The organism is Pseudomonadota bacterium (genome assembly GCA_011049115.1).
Lineage (GTDB): Bacteria > Desulfobacterota > Anaeroferrophillalia > Anaeroferrophillales > Tharpellaceae > DSCM01.
This window is the reverse complement of the sequence record DSCM01000020.1, coordinates 1-16,052: the sequence shown is the minus strand read 5'-3', so window position 1 is coordinate 16,052 and position 16,052 is coordinate 1. Positions and strand designations below refer to the sequence as shown.

The following is a 16,052-nucleotide window of genomic DNA, read 5'->3' as shown; positions in this document are numbered from 1 at the left end:
TAGCTTCCGGTGCCCGGACCGATAAAGCTTAGAGCCCGGTATACCTACGACAGAACAAGGAACACGATCATGATCAAGATCGAGGTTAATGCCACAAAAACCGAAGCCCGGCTGACCATCCTCCCCGACCAGGAGGGAGAACCGAAAGTCAGCGCCGGGCAACTGGCCGGAGCCCTTAAATTAAACAACATCGTCTCGGGAATCAGCAAGAAAAATCTTCAAGACATCATCGTGCGTTTCAATCAGAATCCGGAACAACCTGCCTCAACCATCATCGCCATGGAAATACCGGTCAGAGAAACCATTCAACACCAATATCAGTTTCATTTTTCCAGTGGCAAGAATATCGGTCAACTGCGAGGTAACGACAAGATCGACTACAAAAAGAAGGGAACCATCAGATACTTCGATATCGGCGACCCTCTGCTCATCGTCACTCTCGGCCGTGAGGGCGCACCCGGACGCCTGGTCGACGGCACCATTGTCGCCTGCGCCCCCCTGCAACCCCTGATCAAATACAGCGCCGGCACCGGGGTTGGGCTGGAAAGCGAGGAACATCGACTACTCTTCAAGGCCGAAACCTGCGGCCGCCCGCTCCTCAACAACAAAGTCCTGAGCATCGAAAACAGCCTTACCGTGGACGGCGATGTCGATCTCGAAACCGGCCACATCGAATTCGCAGGCCCGATCAGAATCGGCGGCAATCTGCTGGCCGGATTCCATGTTATCTCCAACTCGGATGTAACCATCGGCAACACCCTCAGCGGCTCGGTCCGCACCCGAAGTAACCTGCTCGTCCGAGGCGGCATCATCGGCGCCGACCATCAGAAAATCGCGGTGGCCGGCGATCTGGCCTGCGATTTTATTTCCGGGGTCAGTCATCTGCAGACCGGCGGCAACCTCAACGTCAACAAACACATTATCAACAGCCGGATAGTCGCCGCCAAGAACGTGACCTGCGGGGAAATGATTACCGGCGACTGCTGGATCACGGCTTTTAACGGGGTCACCTGCACAGAACTCGGCAGCGACCAAGGCAGCAACGTCCGCATTGAGGTCGGCGGCAACAAGGAACTCAAAGGCAGAATAAAAAAGATCGAGGAATTCATGGAACCTCTGACTAGTCGGTCATTCGCCATCATTGATCAAATGGGGCTGCAGGCGCTCATAAAAAAGGATATTTCCCTGGTACCGGAGGCCAGCCGCGCCCAGGCCGAAAAGCTTTTTCAGCAGTACGCAACCCTGGAAAACGATATCAGCCGCCTGAAACATAAAAAGCATGAACTTGAGAAGATGATCGAACTCGGTCTCCAATCCAGGGTCACGATCAGAAAACGCGTCTACCCGGGAACCGTCATCAAGATCGGCCAGGAGCTTTACGAAGTCAAACGGGAAAACAACGGACCGCTTGAGTTTTTTTTCGACAACCGGGAAAAGGTCATCACCTTTGAATATCTCCGCTAGCCTCAGGTTCAGCCTTTCCGCTTTACTCGCTTTTCGGCCTGTGCTATGAAGCAGGCATGCGAAAAATCGGGATTGTCACCAAGCGCAGAAGCGCCCGGGCCCTGGAAATCGGGGTCAAACTGGGACTCTGGCTGCGCGAGCGAAAAGTTGCAGTTCTCTGCGAAGAGGAACTGGCGGCGGAGCTGTACCTGGCAAAGGCCGACAAAAACTCGATCACCGGGAACGCCGACCTGATTGTCGTTCTCGGCGGCGACGGCACCCTGCTCAGCATCGCCCGACACATTTCACGTCGCGACCTGCCGCTGCTGGGCGTGAACCTGGGTGGGCTCGGCTTCCTGACCGCGATCACCCTGGACGAGCTCTTTCCGGTGATGCAGGAGGTTCTGAACGGCAATTTCAACCTCAGCACCCGCATGATTCTGAAGGTGGTCCTCCATCGTCGGAGTCTGCCGCCATCCACTCACAACGTTCTCAATGACGTGGTCATCAACAAGGGAGCCATGGCTCGGATTATTGACCTTGAAACCGTCATCGACGGCAACCTGGTCAACAATTTCAAAGCCGACGGCCTGATTTTCTCAACCCCGACCGGTTCGACCGGCTATTCCCTGTCCGCCGGCGGTCCCATTGTCTATCCGACCCTCGACTGCATCACGATCGCCCCGATCTGTCCCCATACCCTTTCGAATCGGCCTCTCATTGTCGCCCCGAATGTCACCATCGAAACCACTCTGACCTCAATCGACAGTGACGATGTCTTTGTCACCCTGGATGGACAAACCGGATTTCCCCTGCGGTCTCTGGACCGCATCACCATCACCCGGGCCGAGCATAACATCAAGCTGGTCACCTCCCCCAGCAAAACCTATTTCGAGGTCCTGCGTAACAAGCTCAAATGGGGAGAACGCTATCAGAATCTGGAAACCTGAAATAAACATTCAAAATCATCCCTACACGCCATGCTAAAACAACTGAGTATCAGCAACTACAAACTGATTGATCATATCGAATGTGAATTCGGCCCTGGACTGACGGTTTTGACCGGCGAGACCGGAGCCGGCAAGTCGATCATCATCGGAGCCCTGAGAACCTTGCTCGAAGGCCTTTCGGAATCTGATATTTTCCTGGCCGAAGAGCGGCCGGTCACGATCAGCGCGATTTTTTCCGCGCCTCAAAACCCGGCCTTCCATCAACGTCTGGCAGCCAGCGGTCTGGGCGAGCAGCCGGAGGAAATCATTTTGCGCCGGCAGATCGGGCGCCGGCGCGACGGCGGGCTTACCAACCGCATCTACCTTAACGATCAACCGACCACCGGCGCCACGGCGTCCGACCTGGCCGGCCGGCTGCTGGAATTTGTCGACCAGCATCAACAGCATGAACTACGGGCCGCAAGCCAACCCCTGAAATTACTCGACAGTTTCGGCGGCCTGACCAGCCAACGCCGGGAATACAAGCTTCTTTTTGAGGATTTTCGCCGGCAGCGGCAGGCTTTTACCCAATGGCAACAGGAACTCCAGGAAGCCGCCCGGCAGATGGATTATCTGAGCCATCAGCTGACGGAACTCAATGCATCCCAGCTTGATCCCGAAGAAGAGACCGAATTGTTGCACCGACGCCGCCAGTACCAGCAGATCGGCCGGCTGCAGGAACTGGCCCGGGAAGCCGATCAGCTCTGCTACAGTGGTCAGGGCTCGATCCTGGACCGTTGCTACCGGCTGCAGGAAATCAGCGATGAACTTTCCCGCCGGGATGAGCAGGCTCCGGTCACCCGGGAACTGCTTACCGACATCATTGATCGCCTGCAGGAAATCAACCGGGACCAACAGAAATATCTTGCCGGTCTGGAGATTGACGAAGAAACCATAGAAAAAACCGAAACCCGTCTGGCTCAGCTCGAACGTCTGAAAAGAAAATTCGCCACCGACATTCAGGGTCTATTGGCGTTGGAAAAGGAACTTACCGAAAAACTTAGCCGCTGGGAACAGCGCGACCAGGAAAGCGGGCGCCGGCAGCGGGAGCTGGCCGCCAAGCAGGGGAAAATGGAGGCGGCGGCCGAGGCTTTAAGCCAGACTCGAAGTGCGCAAGCGAAACTGCTTGAAGAAACCGTGAGCGGCCATCTGCGCGATCTCAATCTGGCCCAGGCACGATTTCAAATCAGCCTGGAAAAAACTACCTGTAGCGCCACGGGCGCCGACCAGGTCAATTTTCTTTTTTCCGCCAATCCCGGCAGCGCTCCGGCACCGCTCGGAGAGATCGCCTCCGGCGGGGAGCTCTCCCGCCTGCTGCTGGCCCTGCGCACGGCCGCGGCCGCCCGCGCTGAATTGCCCACCATGATTTTCGATGAAATCGATACCGGTCTCGGCGGCGCCGCGGCCGGCGCGGTCGGACGCAAGATCGCCGCCATCGCGCGCAACTGCCAGGTCATTACCATCACGCACCTGCCCCAGGTCGCTGCCCACGCCGACCAGCATTATGTAATCAATAAACAAAGCTGCCCCGAGGAGGAGAAAACCACCATCATGCTCAACGAAATCAGTCTGGCATCGGAAACCGCCGTCATTGAAGAGCTGGCCCGCATGGGCAGCAGCGGCAAGATCACTCGGGAAGCCCTCGACCACGCCCGGGCTCTGCGGGCAGAAGCCGGCAAGGGAGGACGGAAATGATTCGACCAGCCCTGATCAAAGATGTCAAAATCATTCAGAAAGCCCTTGATCACTATGCCAAACAAGGGCTGCTGCTGCCCCGTTCCCTCAACGACCTCTACGACAATCTCCGCGATTTTGTGGTCGACGATTCCGAAAACGGCATTCTTGGGGTCAGCTCGCTGCATGTCTGTTGGGACGATCTCGGAGAGATCCGCTCCCTGGCGGTCCTGCCGCCCGCAACGAAGCAGGGGATCGGCAGCCGGCTGGTCAGCGCCTGCGAGGCCGAGGCCCGGCGTCTGGGCCTGCAAAGGGTTTTCACGCTGACCTACCAGGAAAACTTCTTCGCCCGTCAGGGCTATCAGGTGACCGACAAAAACCTCCTGCCTCACAAGGTCTGGCGCGATTGCCTGAGCTGCGTCAAATTTCCCGACTGTGACGAAATCGCCATGATTAAAACTCTGCAGGTTTAAGGGCCGGAGTTAGCTCCGGCTTTTTTTCATTGCAGGGCGGCCGCCAGCATCTCCGCCGCGATGAAAGCCGAGCTGATGGTGCGCAATTCACCATGGACGAGCACCACCGCCGCGGCTACGGACCGACCGTGGCGCGGATCCTTACCGAAACCGGCGAACCATTCACAGCGGCGTCCGCTGTCGGGCATGTCCAGACTGCCGGTTTTACCCCCGATATCCCAGTCAGCGTAAACCTTTTTCCGTTTCAGGTGCTGAAAGGATTTGCTGGCGGTACCGTATTTGACCGTGGCCCGCATCATCCCGACAAGCTCGACGCAGGCCTTTTGATCCTCCAGACAAACCTGCGGCCTTTCCTCCTGGCGATAAAACATTTCGCCGCCGTCGGCGGCAACCACCCGTTCGACCAGATAAGGACGCAACAGTCGCCCCTCGGCAACCGGCATCCCCACCAGCAGGGCGGCATGCAGAGGCGAAATTGTCGTGCTTTTGATAAAACCACTGGCGGCTTCGGCCCGGCGGTAGGGATTCGAGGTGACCGCCAGTTTGCTGGCCGGAAGCTCCAGATCGAACTCAAGCGGGCGGTTAAAGGCAAATTTACGGCCCAGTTCAAGCAGTTCTTCGGCATCGAAAAGATCAACCCCGAAACGCCCGAAAATCGGATTGACGCTCCGGGCAAAGGCCTCTTCCAGAGAGAGGTGCTGCTCACGGAAACGATAGCGGGAAGTGGCCAGACCCAGCTGATATTTGTAAAGGGTATGATAGCGGCCGATCACCGGATAACGGGCGTTACCGGCCACGCCGGATTTTTCCATGACCCCGTAAGCAGTGACGATTTTAAACAGTGAAGCCGCCGGGAAAATCGGAGTCAGACAAAGTGGACCCACATCGGCATCAACAATCCGCCCGGCCTCGTCCGCATGCCGATATTCGGCCATGGCGCTGATCGCTCCGCTTTCCAGATCAAGCAGTACCCCGGCGCCGATCTGAGGCTTGTAGCGGTGCAGCAAGAGCTGCAATAATTTCTGCAATTCAGGATCAATACTAGTGTAAACCGTCAGGGGCAGACCCGCGGCTGAAATCGCGGGCAGGGTGGTTTTGCATTCGGAAGCCGAGAAATAACGGTCTGGAACCAGCTGGGCCAGTTCGGTTGCGGTGACCGCCTGCTGCCAGACCGCCGGTTCAAGCGGAGAGCTGAAATCTTCAGCCAGCAACAAGGGAACTTTTTTCAGGGGCAGTCCCATCCGGTACAACCCCAGGCCTAGAAGCAGAAGAAAAACCACCCCGCCCCAAGCTCCCAGAGCCCAGAATCGAGGCAACTCTGCGCCGGCCAGTCGGGCCCGCCAGATTAACCAGGGATTATTTCGCAACAAGATCACTCAAATTCGGGCCGCGGCAAGATTGACCAACCGACAATCAAGCGCCCGCAGAACTGCGGGCGCCCCTTCTGAACCGACAAAAGCCCAGGCCCCGTCAACGGCCGGACGATTGCGGCCGCGGCCCGGTATAAACGGCAAAATCCCTGATCAGGCGCTCCCCTTTCCAGGAAGACAGGCGAAACGGCTCCGCCACGGCCGAAGAAACGGCGGGATATCCGCCATCCTCCGACGCCAACAGAGCGAGTCTGAATTCATCCTGCGCGCCGCGCAGGATGAATTCATAACAAGGCCGGCTGAATTCGGCACCGGAGCGTTCAGCCAGAAAGCTTTCACATTTGAGCCCCGCCAGGCCATCAAGCAATTCCGCCACCGCCGAGGCCGTCACCGGGCTGCCATCGGGCAGCTGCCAACCGCTTAACTCCGGGCTTCCCGGTACCGGGGCGGAGGCGGTGGAAAGCCCGCCGGCCGGGTCTGCGGCCCCGGTCTCAGCCGGGGTTTCCGACTCGGTCCGGCCCTCGTCCACAGGCTGGTTTTCCAGCGGCAGGCGAATCATTTTCAAACTTTCAAACTTTCCGTCCGCAAATCTTTCCAGAACAATTTCATTCAGGCTTTCCCGTTGTTCCGGGGTGATGCTCAGCACCTGTTTATCCCGAAGGTCATCAAGCGTGGTAAAAAAATTACTTTGCAGGTTGCCCAACACCTGATAAACCCTGGGGTCTTCACCTAACCGTATATAGCTCTGGCGCAACGACGCACTACTCTTGCCGATCTCCAGCCGCCGCAGAAGTTTATCCCCGGCATACAGGGCCACGCTTATTCTTTTTTCCGGATCAAGTTCATACAGCTGGTAGTTGCCTTTTTCAGAGATCAGGGCCACCGGTTGCAGCTCTTTCAGTTTATCAAGCATCGAGGCAACCCGGGTGCCGTCGGCCCGATACTTTTCCGCGCCGATCAACCAGATTTCATCCTCCCGGCGCAGCTCAATCCGTTCCTTACCCTTTTCCAGAAGCAAGCGGTCCGCGACCTCGCTGAAAGCCGACAGCTGAGGCAACTGATAATTGGTTTTGCCCTTTTTCTGATAAAAAAGCAGTGCGCCAAGCCCGACAATCACCGCCAGCAAAAGCAAAAATTCTTTTTTCATGGTTTTCACCTTGATTTGCTCAGAGTTAAAGTTATCTCATACGGAGGCTGCCCCCGCAACCCGAAAGCGAAGCTTTCGACCCGTACCTGACGACTCCCGAGGGTTGCAAATAAGTTTCATCAGATCATTTCCTGTTTTTTTCAACACGAAAATGATCCCTGAATGAAGTACCGAGGCGGAGAACAACCCCCGCGCCTCAGATTGTTTCCCTTAACTGAACCTCTGTTTCAGTTTACGGCGGCGGGCCCCGCGTTTAAGCCAGGCCATGATGCCGGCCAGAACCACCAGCAGAGGCAGGCCAATGAGATTGGCCCCCTTGATCAGGGCACGATTTTCCGGAGAAATTTTGACCAGAGGATTAAAGCTCTGGGTTTTGCTGCGCATCACCGCCTGCTCCTCGCGCCCATTAAGGTAATCGATCATATTCATCAGCAACTGGGCATTAGGAGTGGAACCCGCCTCATCAACAATATTATCCCGCAGAATATCGGCGGAGCCGACCACGAGCAGGGCGCCGGGCCGACCCGTTTCCAGCCGTTCGCCATGGCTTTCCAAAAGCCCTTCGGTCAGCAGCGGATTCTGCGACGGTGCTTTAGCCGCCGCACTGTCGTCCTGGTTCTCAGCTTCATCCTGAGTTTCAGCGATCTTCTCAGCCGGTTTCTCCGGTAGCGGCTGCCCGCTGAAATAACTGCCGAAGGAGCCCTCCAGTAAAGCGGCCAGGGTGTGGGAAGCAAAGGCGTCGGCTTCAGCCGGGGGCTGCATGAACATCGGATTGAGATCGACCCGCCCCCGCATGAGCCAGGATTTATCCGATGAGGAAAAAAGTCGAGTCGCCGTGAGGCCACGGGCCTTCAGGGCGTCTGCGTCAAGCTCCAGAGGCGCCGCCTTGAGCATCACCAGGCCCTTGATGTTACTAATAAAAGGATAGTCCTTATTGATATGACGGCTCTGAATCAACGGGGCAAAATAGATGGGCTGTTCTCCGCCGCCCTGGTTCTGTGGCAGCTGCTGCTTGAAGCATTCCTGATCAAGCACATAGGCCGGCTCGATCTTTACGCCATGGTGCGCCAACAGTTTTTCCAGACCGGTCTGCACCGGCACATAGCTTGGGCCCTGTCCCATCATCATCTGCTGCTGAGAGGGCTTCAGCTCATCGAAGGGATCATAGAAGACCGCCAGTTTATTGCCCCGCAAAAGAAACTGATCCAGCAGGTACAGTTCATAATCAGAAAATTTTTCCGTCGGCCGGGCGATAATCAAGGTTCGGATTCCGGCCAGCGAACTCATTTTTTCCAGGCTCACCGACTCCGGGGCATACTCGCGGCTGAGTAGGACGTTAAAATGCGAGGCCGCTTCCGAACGCGGCTGCCCCGGCATGGCCATCGCTTCCAGGGGAAGGGTGCCGTGACTGCTCAGGTAGCCGATCTTTTCATTGATCCCGATCACATCCTCGACCGCGACATTGAGTATTTCCTCGAGTTCCTCAACCGAAGCCATCATGTACTGGGTACCGAAAATCGGAACCTTGACCGCTGAAATCAGAGGCAGACTCCGGCTTTCGCCGGACAGGGAGATTCGCAGCCCGGCGTAACCATGATCTTCAGGAATGATCTGCCCCTGACGGTTCCGAAACTCTTTCCACTTGAGTTCCATAATCTGCTTGTCAACGGCGGCGGTGGCCGCGGCCGTTGAGCTTGAAGGATCAAGGAATTCATAATCAAGTCGCTCGTAGAGCCGCCCATTGAGACGGCCGACCAGCTCCGCCACCCTCCGAGGCACGTCTTCCAGACCATTAAGATTCAGATAAGGACCTACCGCCTGCAGCGAAGACGAGAGAAACAACTCGATTTTAACCTTTTCCGGCAAGGCCAGCAGACGGCTGATCTTGTTGTTCATACGCTTGATCGCGGTGGTCAACCGGTATTCCAGTCCTTCGGTCGAAGTGATCGCGGGCAGGGTCTCGACCAGATCGCCATGAATCATGACCAGGCCCATGTAGGCTTTCTGAAACTTAACCTCATCCTGCTCAATCGCGCGAATCTGCACCGGCTGGATGCCGTAACTACGCGCCTGCTCCTGATTGATCAGAGCGGACTCGTCGTCGCCGCCGGGGTTATAGAACTGATAGTTGAAATACTGGTTTCCGGCCAGGGCATATTCCTGCAACAGATCATGGACATAGCGTTCCACCCCGTTATAGGGAGCCGGTAGATTGGCACTGAAAAAAACCTTGAAGGTCAGAGGCTCGGAAAGGGTGGCCACCACTTCGCGGCTTACCGGAGACAGGGAGTAAACCCGGTTGGCGGTCAGATCAAAGCGGGTAAAGAGATTAACCCCAACCAGATTGATCAGAACCACCACCAGAACATACAGCAAAACCTTACCATAGCGGCCCAAAGGGCCGTTTTGAGGAAACTGTGGATTTTTTTTCACGATCATAAGCTCCTAACGCGGGTAAAACCCGCGGGCAAGGGCTCCTGGCCGGCCGGGGCTTCGGCTTTCAAACCGGGCAGACGGTCGGCCGGGGCGCTAATTTCTTTCTTTCAGCACAAACGCCGTGACATAAAGGGAGAGAAAGATAACACTGAGAAAATAAATCAGGTCCCGAGTATCAACGATGCCCCGGGCGATGTTCTGAAAATGGGTTGTCGCCCCCAGATAAGCAAAAACCGGCAGAACCCCTTCCGGAACAAAAAACAACATGCGGTCAAAAATGGTCAGCATGAAACAAAAAGCCATGCCGATGATAAACGCGATAATCTGGTTTTTGGTCAGGGAAGAAGCCAACAAGCCGATACCGGTGTAGGCCCCGGCTAACAGTAGGGCCCCGAAATAACCACCGAAAACCGGCCCCCAGTCGAGATCGCCAAGCAGGGCCGCGCTGAAGGCGTAGGCCAGGGTCGGGAGCAGCATCAGGGCGACAAAGACCAGGGCCGCGAGAAATTTGCCCACAACGATCCCGGCCCTGGTTATCGGCAGGGTGGCGAGCAACTCAAAAGAACCGCTGTTAAGTTCCTCGGCAAACAGACGCATGGTCACGGCCGGAATCACGAAGGCAAAAATAATCGGCAGCTGGCTGAAAAAATTGCGCAGCTCGGCCTGATTATAGAGAAAGAACGTGGAAAAGAAAAACCACCCCGAAAGCAGCAGGAACGTGGTAATCACGATATAGGCGATCGGAGAGAAGAAATAACCCTGAAGCTCTTTCTGAAAAACGGTTATGGTCCGGTTCATGATCAATTTCCCCTTGTCAGTTGCGCAAAGATATTCTCCAGAGTCTCGGTCCGGCGATGAAAATCAAGCAGATTCCAGCCCTGCTCGCGAATCACCTGATAAAGAGCGGCACGAATATCCTGAGCCTCCTGGCTTAACACCGTAAACTTCAGCTGCCCGGCCTCATCCGTCGATTCCTCGACCCGAGCCACCCCGGCAACCCGACCGAGCTTTTCACGCACTCCGTCAGCGGTCACATTTTCAAGCACGATTTCGACTACGTCCCCGCCCCCGAACTGATGCACCAGACTGGCGGTCGCGCCGTCGGCGACAATCTGCCCGCGATTGATGATCACGACCCGGTCACAAGTGGCTTCGGCCTCACTCAGGATATGGGTTGAAAAAACCACGGTTTTCTGTTTTCCGATCTCCTTGATCAGATTTCTGATTTCGATAATCTGGTTCGGATCCAGCCCGGAGGTCGGCTCGTCGAGAACCAGGATCTCCGGATCGCCCATCATCGCGTGCGCCAGTCCAACCCGCTGTTTATAGCCCTTGGAAAGCTCGTGCACGGCCTTGTGGGCCACCTCTTTCAGACCGCAAAGTTCAATCAGAGAGCCGATTCTCGTGACCCTGGCGGAGCCTTCCAGCCCCCGCATCGCGGCCACATAGGCCAGATAATCATACACCAGCATGTCGCCATAGAGCGGAGCCGATTCCGGCAGATAACCGATCAGGCCGCGAATCTGCAGAGAATGCTCCACCACATTGTATGAACCAACCGTGATATTGCCCGAGGTCGGCTGCAGAAAACCGGTCAGAATCCGCATGGTCGTGGTCTTACCGGCGCCGTTGGGCCCGAGCAAACCTAAAATCTCGCCCTGCTTGATAGTGAAAACAAGGTCGCTCAAGGCCTGAAAATCGCCATAGATTTTATTTAATTTCTGAATTTCAATCACTTTACCGTTCTCCCTTTTCCACTCATACAGCTAACCTCCGCTAAAGCAATAAAAAACAAAAATGCCCATCCCTGAGCAGACAAAATAATTGAGGTTCCCGAAAGCACCCACCGGAAACCCCACCACCCTGCATCAAATTTTCCCGCGCCCCTTCTCGGGAAAGGGCCGATTTTAATCAAATCATCATAAATGTCAAGCCTCAAGGCCACCCCAAATGATTAATTTTTCCTAACCGGAACCCCGCTTGCCCGCTGTGGGCTAAAGGCCTTCACGGTCAACCTCGGCTGCCCCGCCCTCGTTTTCCAGGGCAAGCAGACGTTCCGCTTCCGTCTCCGGCAAGGCTTCCACCTCGCGCAGCACCCGGGCCATGGCCCGAGTGCGAACCCCGGTTTTATCAATCGTCGTCGAGGCCGTATCCAGTTGTTTCTTGAGCCGTTCCAGAGTTGTGCCGAAACGCTCGAATTCAGTTTTGACCGCAGCCAGCAGTTTCCAGACCTCACTGGAACGCTTCTCGATGGCCAGGGTGCGAAATCCCATCCGCAGGCTGTTGAGCAACGCCGCCAAGGTGGTCGGCCCGGCAATCACAATACGGAACTGCTGCTGCAGGGCTTCCACCAGTCCGGGCCGGCGCAAAGCCTCCGCGTACAGCCCCTCGGTGGGCAGAAACATGATGGCAAAATCGGTGGTCCGGGGCGGATCCAGATATTTTAAGGCGATTTCGCGGGCCGACCCCTGCAGCGAGCGCAGCAGGGCCCCGGTCGCTTTCTCCTCGGCCTCGGCATCGGCAGACGCCGCCGCCTCGAGCAGACGCTGATAGTCCTCCTGGGGAAACTTGGCGTCAATCGGCAGCCAGACCACCGCCTCGGCGGTGCTTCCCGGCAGACGCACGGCATATTCGACGATCTCTCCGCTCCCGGCTTTGGGCTGAACATTACGAGCGTACTGTTCCGGAGTCAGAATCTGCCCGAGAATATCGCCCAACTGAAACTCACCCCAGGTGCCCCGGGCCTTGACATTGGTCAGCATGCGTTTGAGATCGCCGACCCCGCTCGCCAGATTACGCATGTCGCCCAAGCCACGCTGCACCGCCTCCAGACGCTCACTGACCAGTCGGAAAGACTCGCCCAGGCGCTTTTCCAGGGTGCTCTGCAGCTTCTCATCGACCGTGCGCCGCATTTCTTCGAGTTTTTTATCGTTATTTTCCTGGAGTCCCTGCAGCTGTCGCGCCACGGCTTCGCGCAACCGTTCTAGTCGCGTTTCATTGGCCGCGGCCAACTCCCGCACCCGTTGTTCCACCGCGCCCAGACCCTCGCCCTGCAAACGCCCGAGCTCGCCGACGGCAGCCAGCACAGTTTTTCCGGCCCGGCTCTGCCCGGCAGCCAGTTCTTCACGTAAAAGTCTGGCCGCGGCCGCCGCTTCTTCGCGATGCAAGCGAAACTCCCGGCCCAAAAGAGCTTCCAGATCCTGGCGTCGGCCCAGCCGCCACCAGACCAGAAACCACAGCAGCAGACAGAGCAGCGACAATACAGCCGCCACTCCCGCGGGAGAACACCAAACCATCGACCACAGCTTGTCCATTCAACGTTTCCGCCCGGCTATGATTTTCGACCTGCGGCGGGCACCGGAAACATCCGCAAGCGGTTTATTCATAGCGCAATGCATCAATAGGATTCAGGTGCGCGGCTTTCCGGGCGGGGAAATAACCAAAAGCCACCCCTACGGCTCCGGAAAAGAAAAAGGCCGCGGCCACGACTCCGGTTCGCAAAACAAAGGGCACGCCGATCAGGCGGGAGCCGAGACCGGCGGCGACCAAACCCACAACGATGCCGATCAGGCCGCCGAAACAGGCGAGCACCACGGCCTCCACCAGAAACTGGAGCAACACATTCCGTTCCAGGGCGCCGATAGCCAGACGAATGCCGATTTCTCGGGTTCTTTCGGTCACCGAAACCATCATAATATTCATGATGCCGATGCCGCCCACCAGCAGGCTGACGCCGGCCACGGCGCTCAGCAACGCGGTCATGACCGTCGTCGTTCCGGTCAGGGTATCAATGATTTCCTTCATGTCGCGCACATTAAAATCGTCATCCCGCCTCTCCGTGATATGCCGTCGTTCACGCATCAGACTTTCGATATCATATTTGACGGTTTCCGTGGCGACGCCGTCGCGGACGGCCACGATGATCGACTTCACGTCGCTATTACCGATGATTCGGCGCTGCAGCGTACGCAAAGGAATAACCACGATATCATCCTGATCATTACCGAAAGTGGATTGTCCCTTGGCCTGCAGCTCGCCTATCACCTTGAAGGAAATTTTTCCCAGACGGATCACCCGACCGACCGCCGCTTCATTACCGAAAAGAGACTGGCGCACCGTTCGGCCCAGCAGACAGACGCTCTTCCCGGCTTTCATTTCAGTTTCCATGAAAACCCGCCCCTCCTTGAGCTGCCAATCCTGCGCGGTGAAAAAGGCGTTGGAGGTCCCGGTAATCGAAGTCGACCAGTTGGCGCCGCCGACAATCGCCTGCGCCGTGGCCGTCGCCGTCGGCGCCACCGCCAACAGCCCGGGAACGCTGTTTTCAATGGCCGTGACATCGGCGGCGACAAAGGCCGGGGCGCTGGTGCTAGCGCCGCCCATCCCGCGCATGAACTGGCCCATGCGCACATATAGAAGGTTACTGCCCAGTCGGGAAATATCGCTTGAGACCTTTAGGGTCGCGCCGCTGCCCAGGATAACCATGGTGATAACGGCGGCCACCCCGATCGGGCCCGGCTTGAAAAAAACTATCCCGGAACAATCTTCTGCGGTTTCAAAGAGGGTGAGAAATTGGCCCGACATGTAGCCGGCGGCGATGTTTTTGTTTTTCCCTCGAAAACCGATACCTTCGGGGTCGTCATGCTCGAGGCCATGGCCTGCGGCCTGCCGATCGCCGCCTATCCGGTGACCGGTCCGGCCGCTATCGTCAAGCCCGGGATTACCGGTTTTCTCAGCCACGATCTCCGCCAGGCCGCCCTCGACTGTCTCAAACTCAAGCGCCGGGACTGCCGGCTTCAGGCTGCGGATTTTACCTGGGAGAAGGTTACCGACATCTTTCTCCGCGCTCTGCCCGCCGCGCACGCCCCGGCGCCGCGACCGGCCCGGGGCCCGGTCCGACTGCTGTCGGGAACCTCAATCGCATTTCCAGGTACCTGACCACGGCCCAACCAGTCGAATATCCGACCTCCGGCAGCCGCCCCCTGAACTTTTCCCACTTAGCGCCGCCGCGCCTCTACCGTGATGGCGCGGCCCTGTCGGCTGGGGTTCACAAGCGATAGACATTTCGAGCAAAATCAAAGCGAGCCGGGTTTTCCCCGATTCCGCCGTTCAATACAGTCCTGAAAAACGTCTCAACCTTCTGGTTGGCGAGCGCGGAACCTTCAAAGTAAGCATGGGAATCACCGACATGCGGCTGATTTGTGAAATCAACATAGGTGGCCACTCTGGAATCAAGTTTTCTCAGATAATGCCCGAGCCGCGCCTGCTGTTTCTCGCCCATTTTCATGCGCGAGGCCTTTAGCGCGCTGTCTCTTTCATTGATCGTGATATACACGCGGTTACGACACTGAATCCTGTCCACCCAGGCGGCATGATCCTTGTTGTTGGTGTCCGCGGCCACCATCACCACGTTATCGAACAACAGATGGTCCGCGCTGTAGGTGGAGCTCTCAAGCAAATGCTTGAACAGGTAATTACCCATACTGTGCAGCATAAGATTTACGGTGAACGGACAGCGCTTGTGGACCTCTTTGGCAAAGTAGCGATCCCAGGCTTCCGCATTATCGGCGAATTTTTTTTCGGCTTTGGCTTCCAGCTCGGCCACATACTGATTGTTGAACTCCTTGAGCAATTCCTCCATTTTTTCCAGCACCCGGTCCAAGGCGCCGATGGACGCCAGCGCATCGCGTTTGTCGCTCTTGTAGCTCAGTAGGCCGTGCAGTCCGCCGCCGTTCGCCGGCCAGCTGAAGCAGACCACCTCCACGCCATAATTCGTCTCAAGCTGTTCGGCCCGGTTCAGCACAGCGGTCATATCGTTGTTGTAGCCATGCACAAACAACAACAGATTCTTGCCGGCCGTGGGTGATTTTGCCGACCCGCCATGGCCGGAACAGCGCTCCAGAAGCTTGCGCGCCGCATAGGCGCTGGCGGGATAGGTTTTGCCGGGGTCAAGTCCAACGCTGGTCGCCATCGGGGAAGTAAGCAGATCCGGCAAAACATCGACATGCCAGGCTTCCCCCTTGCGGGTAACTTCAGCCAGGCGCAATTGATTGGGGCCGGCGGCGGGGATTTTGCCGAAAGCCTCCTGCTCAGAATGTTTGCTTTCATCCACAATACGATTCGTCACGATGTACATAATGCTCCTCCCTTTCTGCTTTTCCGCCGCGCTTGCCCGCGCCCGGACTGAGTTTGTCGTTCAATTGAAAACAACAACCTCACCTGTGCGGGAGTGGGTCCCGCAACCCCATACCGGCCCTTCTTACGTCCCGCATTTTACGATACTCCCGATGGTCCATAAAGCCGATCGCGGCAAAGGCTCCGACGCGAGAAAGGAGGCGAGTGCCGCACAAAGCGCAACAAGCCCACCCCGTCCTGGCGGCGCAACTGGGAGCGAATCACTCCGTTCTTTGCCTACCCTCAAGATATCCGCAAGGTCATTTACACGACCAATGCCATCGAATCGTTGAACATGTCACTGCGTAAAGTGACCAAAAACCGAGGCTCATTCCCTAATGACACCGCT

At 56.9% G+C, this 16,052-nt stretch carries 13 protein-coding genes and 1 pseudogene; 6 read left to right on the top strand and 8 right to left on the bottom strand.

The window, feature by feature from the left end; all coding sequences use genetic code 11:
• Positions 1–69: 69 nt before the first annotated feature.
• From ENN66_01620 to ENN66_01605, 4 genes are read left to right on the top strand one after another with little or no spacing between them, the layout of a single operon-like run.
• Positions 70–1,464 (top strand): DUF342 domain-containing protein, encoded by a 1,395-nt coding sequence (locus ENN66_01620; GenBank protein HDS15321.1) that lies wholly within the window; start codon positions 70–72, stop codon positions 1,462–1,464.
• A 56-nt stretch (positions 1,465–1,520) separates the two neighbouring features.
• Entirely contained in the window at positions 1,521–2,393 is an 873-nt protein-coding gene (locus ENN66_01615; protein ID HDS15320.1) for an NAD(+)/NADH kinase, read from the top strand.
• Between the two features lie 30 nt (positions 2,394–2,423).
• Positions 2,424–4,127 carry a DNA repair protein RecN gene (recN, locus tag ENN66_01610; GenBank protein HDS15319.1) on the top strand — a complete coding sequence of 568 codons (1,704 nt, stop codon included), beginning with the start codon at positions 2,424–2,426 and terminating at the stop codon, positions 4,125–4,127.
• Positions 4,124–4,579, top strand: coding sequence for an N-acetyltransferase (locus ENN66_01605; GenBank protein ID HDS15318.1), 456 nt, complete (start codon positions 4,124–4,126; stop codon positions 4,577–4,579). Before recN ends, ENN66_01605 begins: the two co-directional genes overlap by 4 nt.
• Before the next feature lie 26 nt (positions 4,580–4,605).
• Here ENN66_01605 and ENN66_01600 read toward each other — a convergent pair whose 3' ends face one another.
• From ENN66_01600 to ENN66_01570, 7 genes are all read right to left on the bottom strand, one after another.
• Positions 4,606–5,949, bottom strand: coding sequence for a hypothetical protein (locus tag ENN66_01600; protein HDS15317.1), 1,344 nt, complete (start codon positions 5,947–5,949; stop codon positions 4,606–4,608).
• A 100-nt stretch (positions 5,950–6,049) separates the two neighbouring features.
• Entirely contained in the window at positions 6,050–7,096 is a 1,047-nt protein-coding gene (locus ENN66_01595) for a DUF4340 domain-containing protein (GenBank protein HDS15316.1), read from the bottom strand.
• Positions 7,097–7,306: 210 nt separating this feature from the next.
• Positions 7,307–9,535 (bottom strand): ABC transporter permease, encoded by a 2,229-nt coding sequence (locus tag ENN66_01590; GenBank protein ID HDS15315.1) that lies wholly within the window; start codon positions 9,533–9,535, stop codon positions 7,307–7,309.
• Positions 9,536–9,625: 90 nt separating this feature from the next.
• The gene (locus ENN66_01585) at positions 9,626–10,330 is read right to left on the bottom strand and encodes an ABC transporter (GenBank protein ID HDS15314.1); all 705 of its coding nucleotides are present in this window, start codon (positions 10,328–10,330) and stop codon (positions 9,626–9,628) included.
• A gap of 2 nt (positions 10,331–10,332) precedes the next feature.
• Entirely contained in the window at positions 10,333–11,268 is a 936-nt protein-coding gene (locus ENN66_01580) for an ATP-binding cassette domain-containing protein (GenBank protein HDS15313.1), read from the bottom strand.
• Positions 11,269–11,526: 258 nt separating this feature from the next.
• Positions 11,527–12,828 (bottom strand): DNA recombination protein RmuC, encoded by a 1,302-nt coding sequence (rmuC, locus tag ENN66_01575; protein ID HDS15312.1) that lies wholly within the window; start codon positions 12,826–12,828, stop codon positions 11,527–11,529.
• 82 nt (positions 12,829–12,910) lie between these two features.
• A complete protein-coding gene (locus ENN66_01570) occupies positions 12,911–14,113 on the bottom strand; it encodes an FtsX-like permease family protein (protein ID HDS15311.1) in 1,203 nt (400 codons plus the stop codon).
• On the opposite strand from ENN66_01570, the gene ENN66_01565 reads away from it, so the two are divergent.
• Positions 14,072–14,467: a glycosyltransferase gene (locus tag ENN66_01565; protein HDS15310.1), complete on the top strand. Its 396-nt coding sequence runs from the start codon at positions 14,072–14,074 to the stop codon at positions 14,465–14,467. The genes ENN66_01570 and ENN66_01565 overlap by 42 nt on opposite strands.
• Before the next feature lie 109 nt (positions 14,468–14,576).
• Here the strand turns inward: ENN66_01565 and ENN66_01560 are convergent, their stop codons facing one another.
• Positions 14,577–15,665, bottom strand: coding sequence for an alpha/beta hydrolase (locus tag ENN66_01560; protein ID HDS15309.1), 1,089 nt, complete (start codon positions 15,663–15,665; stop codon positions 14,577–14,579).
• A gap of 234 nt (positions 15,666–15,899) precedes the next feature.
• On the opposite strand from ENN66_01560, the pseudogene ENN66_01555 reads away from it, so the two are divergent.
• Positions 15,900–16,052 (top strand): annotated as a pseudogene (locus tag ENN66_01555) (IS256 family transposase).

Bases quoted from the DNA above. Each gene is read 5' to 3' on its own strand.
- ENN66_01620 (HDS15321.1), top strand. From the start codon at position 70: ATGATCAAGATCGAGGTTAATGCCACAAAAACCGAAGCCCGGCTGACC.
- ENN66_01615 (HDS15320.1), top strand. From the start codon at position 1,521: ATGCGAAAAATCGGGATTGTCACCAAGCGCAGAAGCGCCCGGGCCCTG.
- recN (HDS15319.1), top strand. From the start codon at position 2,424: ATGCTAAAACAACTGAGTATCAGCAACTACAAACTGATTGATCATATC.
- ENN66_01605 (HDS15318.1), top strand. From the start codon at position 4,124: ATGATTCGACCAGCCCTGATCAAAGATGTCAAAATCATTCAGAAAGCC.
- ENN66_01595 (HDS15316.1), bottom strand. From the start codon at position 7,096: ATGAAAAAAGAATTTTTGCTTTTGCTGGCGGTGATTGTCGGGCTTGGC.
- ENN66_01590 (HDS15315.1), bottom strand. From the start codon at position 9,535: ATGATCGTGAAAAAAAATCCACAGTTTCCTCAAAACGGCCCTTTGGGC.
- ENN66_01585 (HDS15314.1), bottom strand. From the start codon at position 10,330: ATGAACCGGACCATAACCGTTTTTCAGAAAGAGCTTCAGGGTTATTTC.
- rmuC (HDS15312.1), bottom strand. From the start codon at position 12,828: ATGGTTTGGTGTTCTCCCGCGGGAGTGGCGGCTGTATTGTCGCTGCTC.
- ENN66_01570 (HDS15311.1), bottom strand. From the start codon at position 14,113: ATGTCGGGCCAATTTCTCACCCTCTTTGAAACCGCAGAAGATTGTTCC.
- ENN66_01560 (HDS15309.1), bottom strand. From the start codon at position 15,665: ATGTACATCGTGACGAATCGTATTGTGGATGAAAGCAAACATTCTGAG.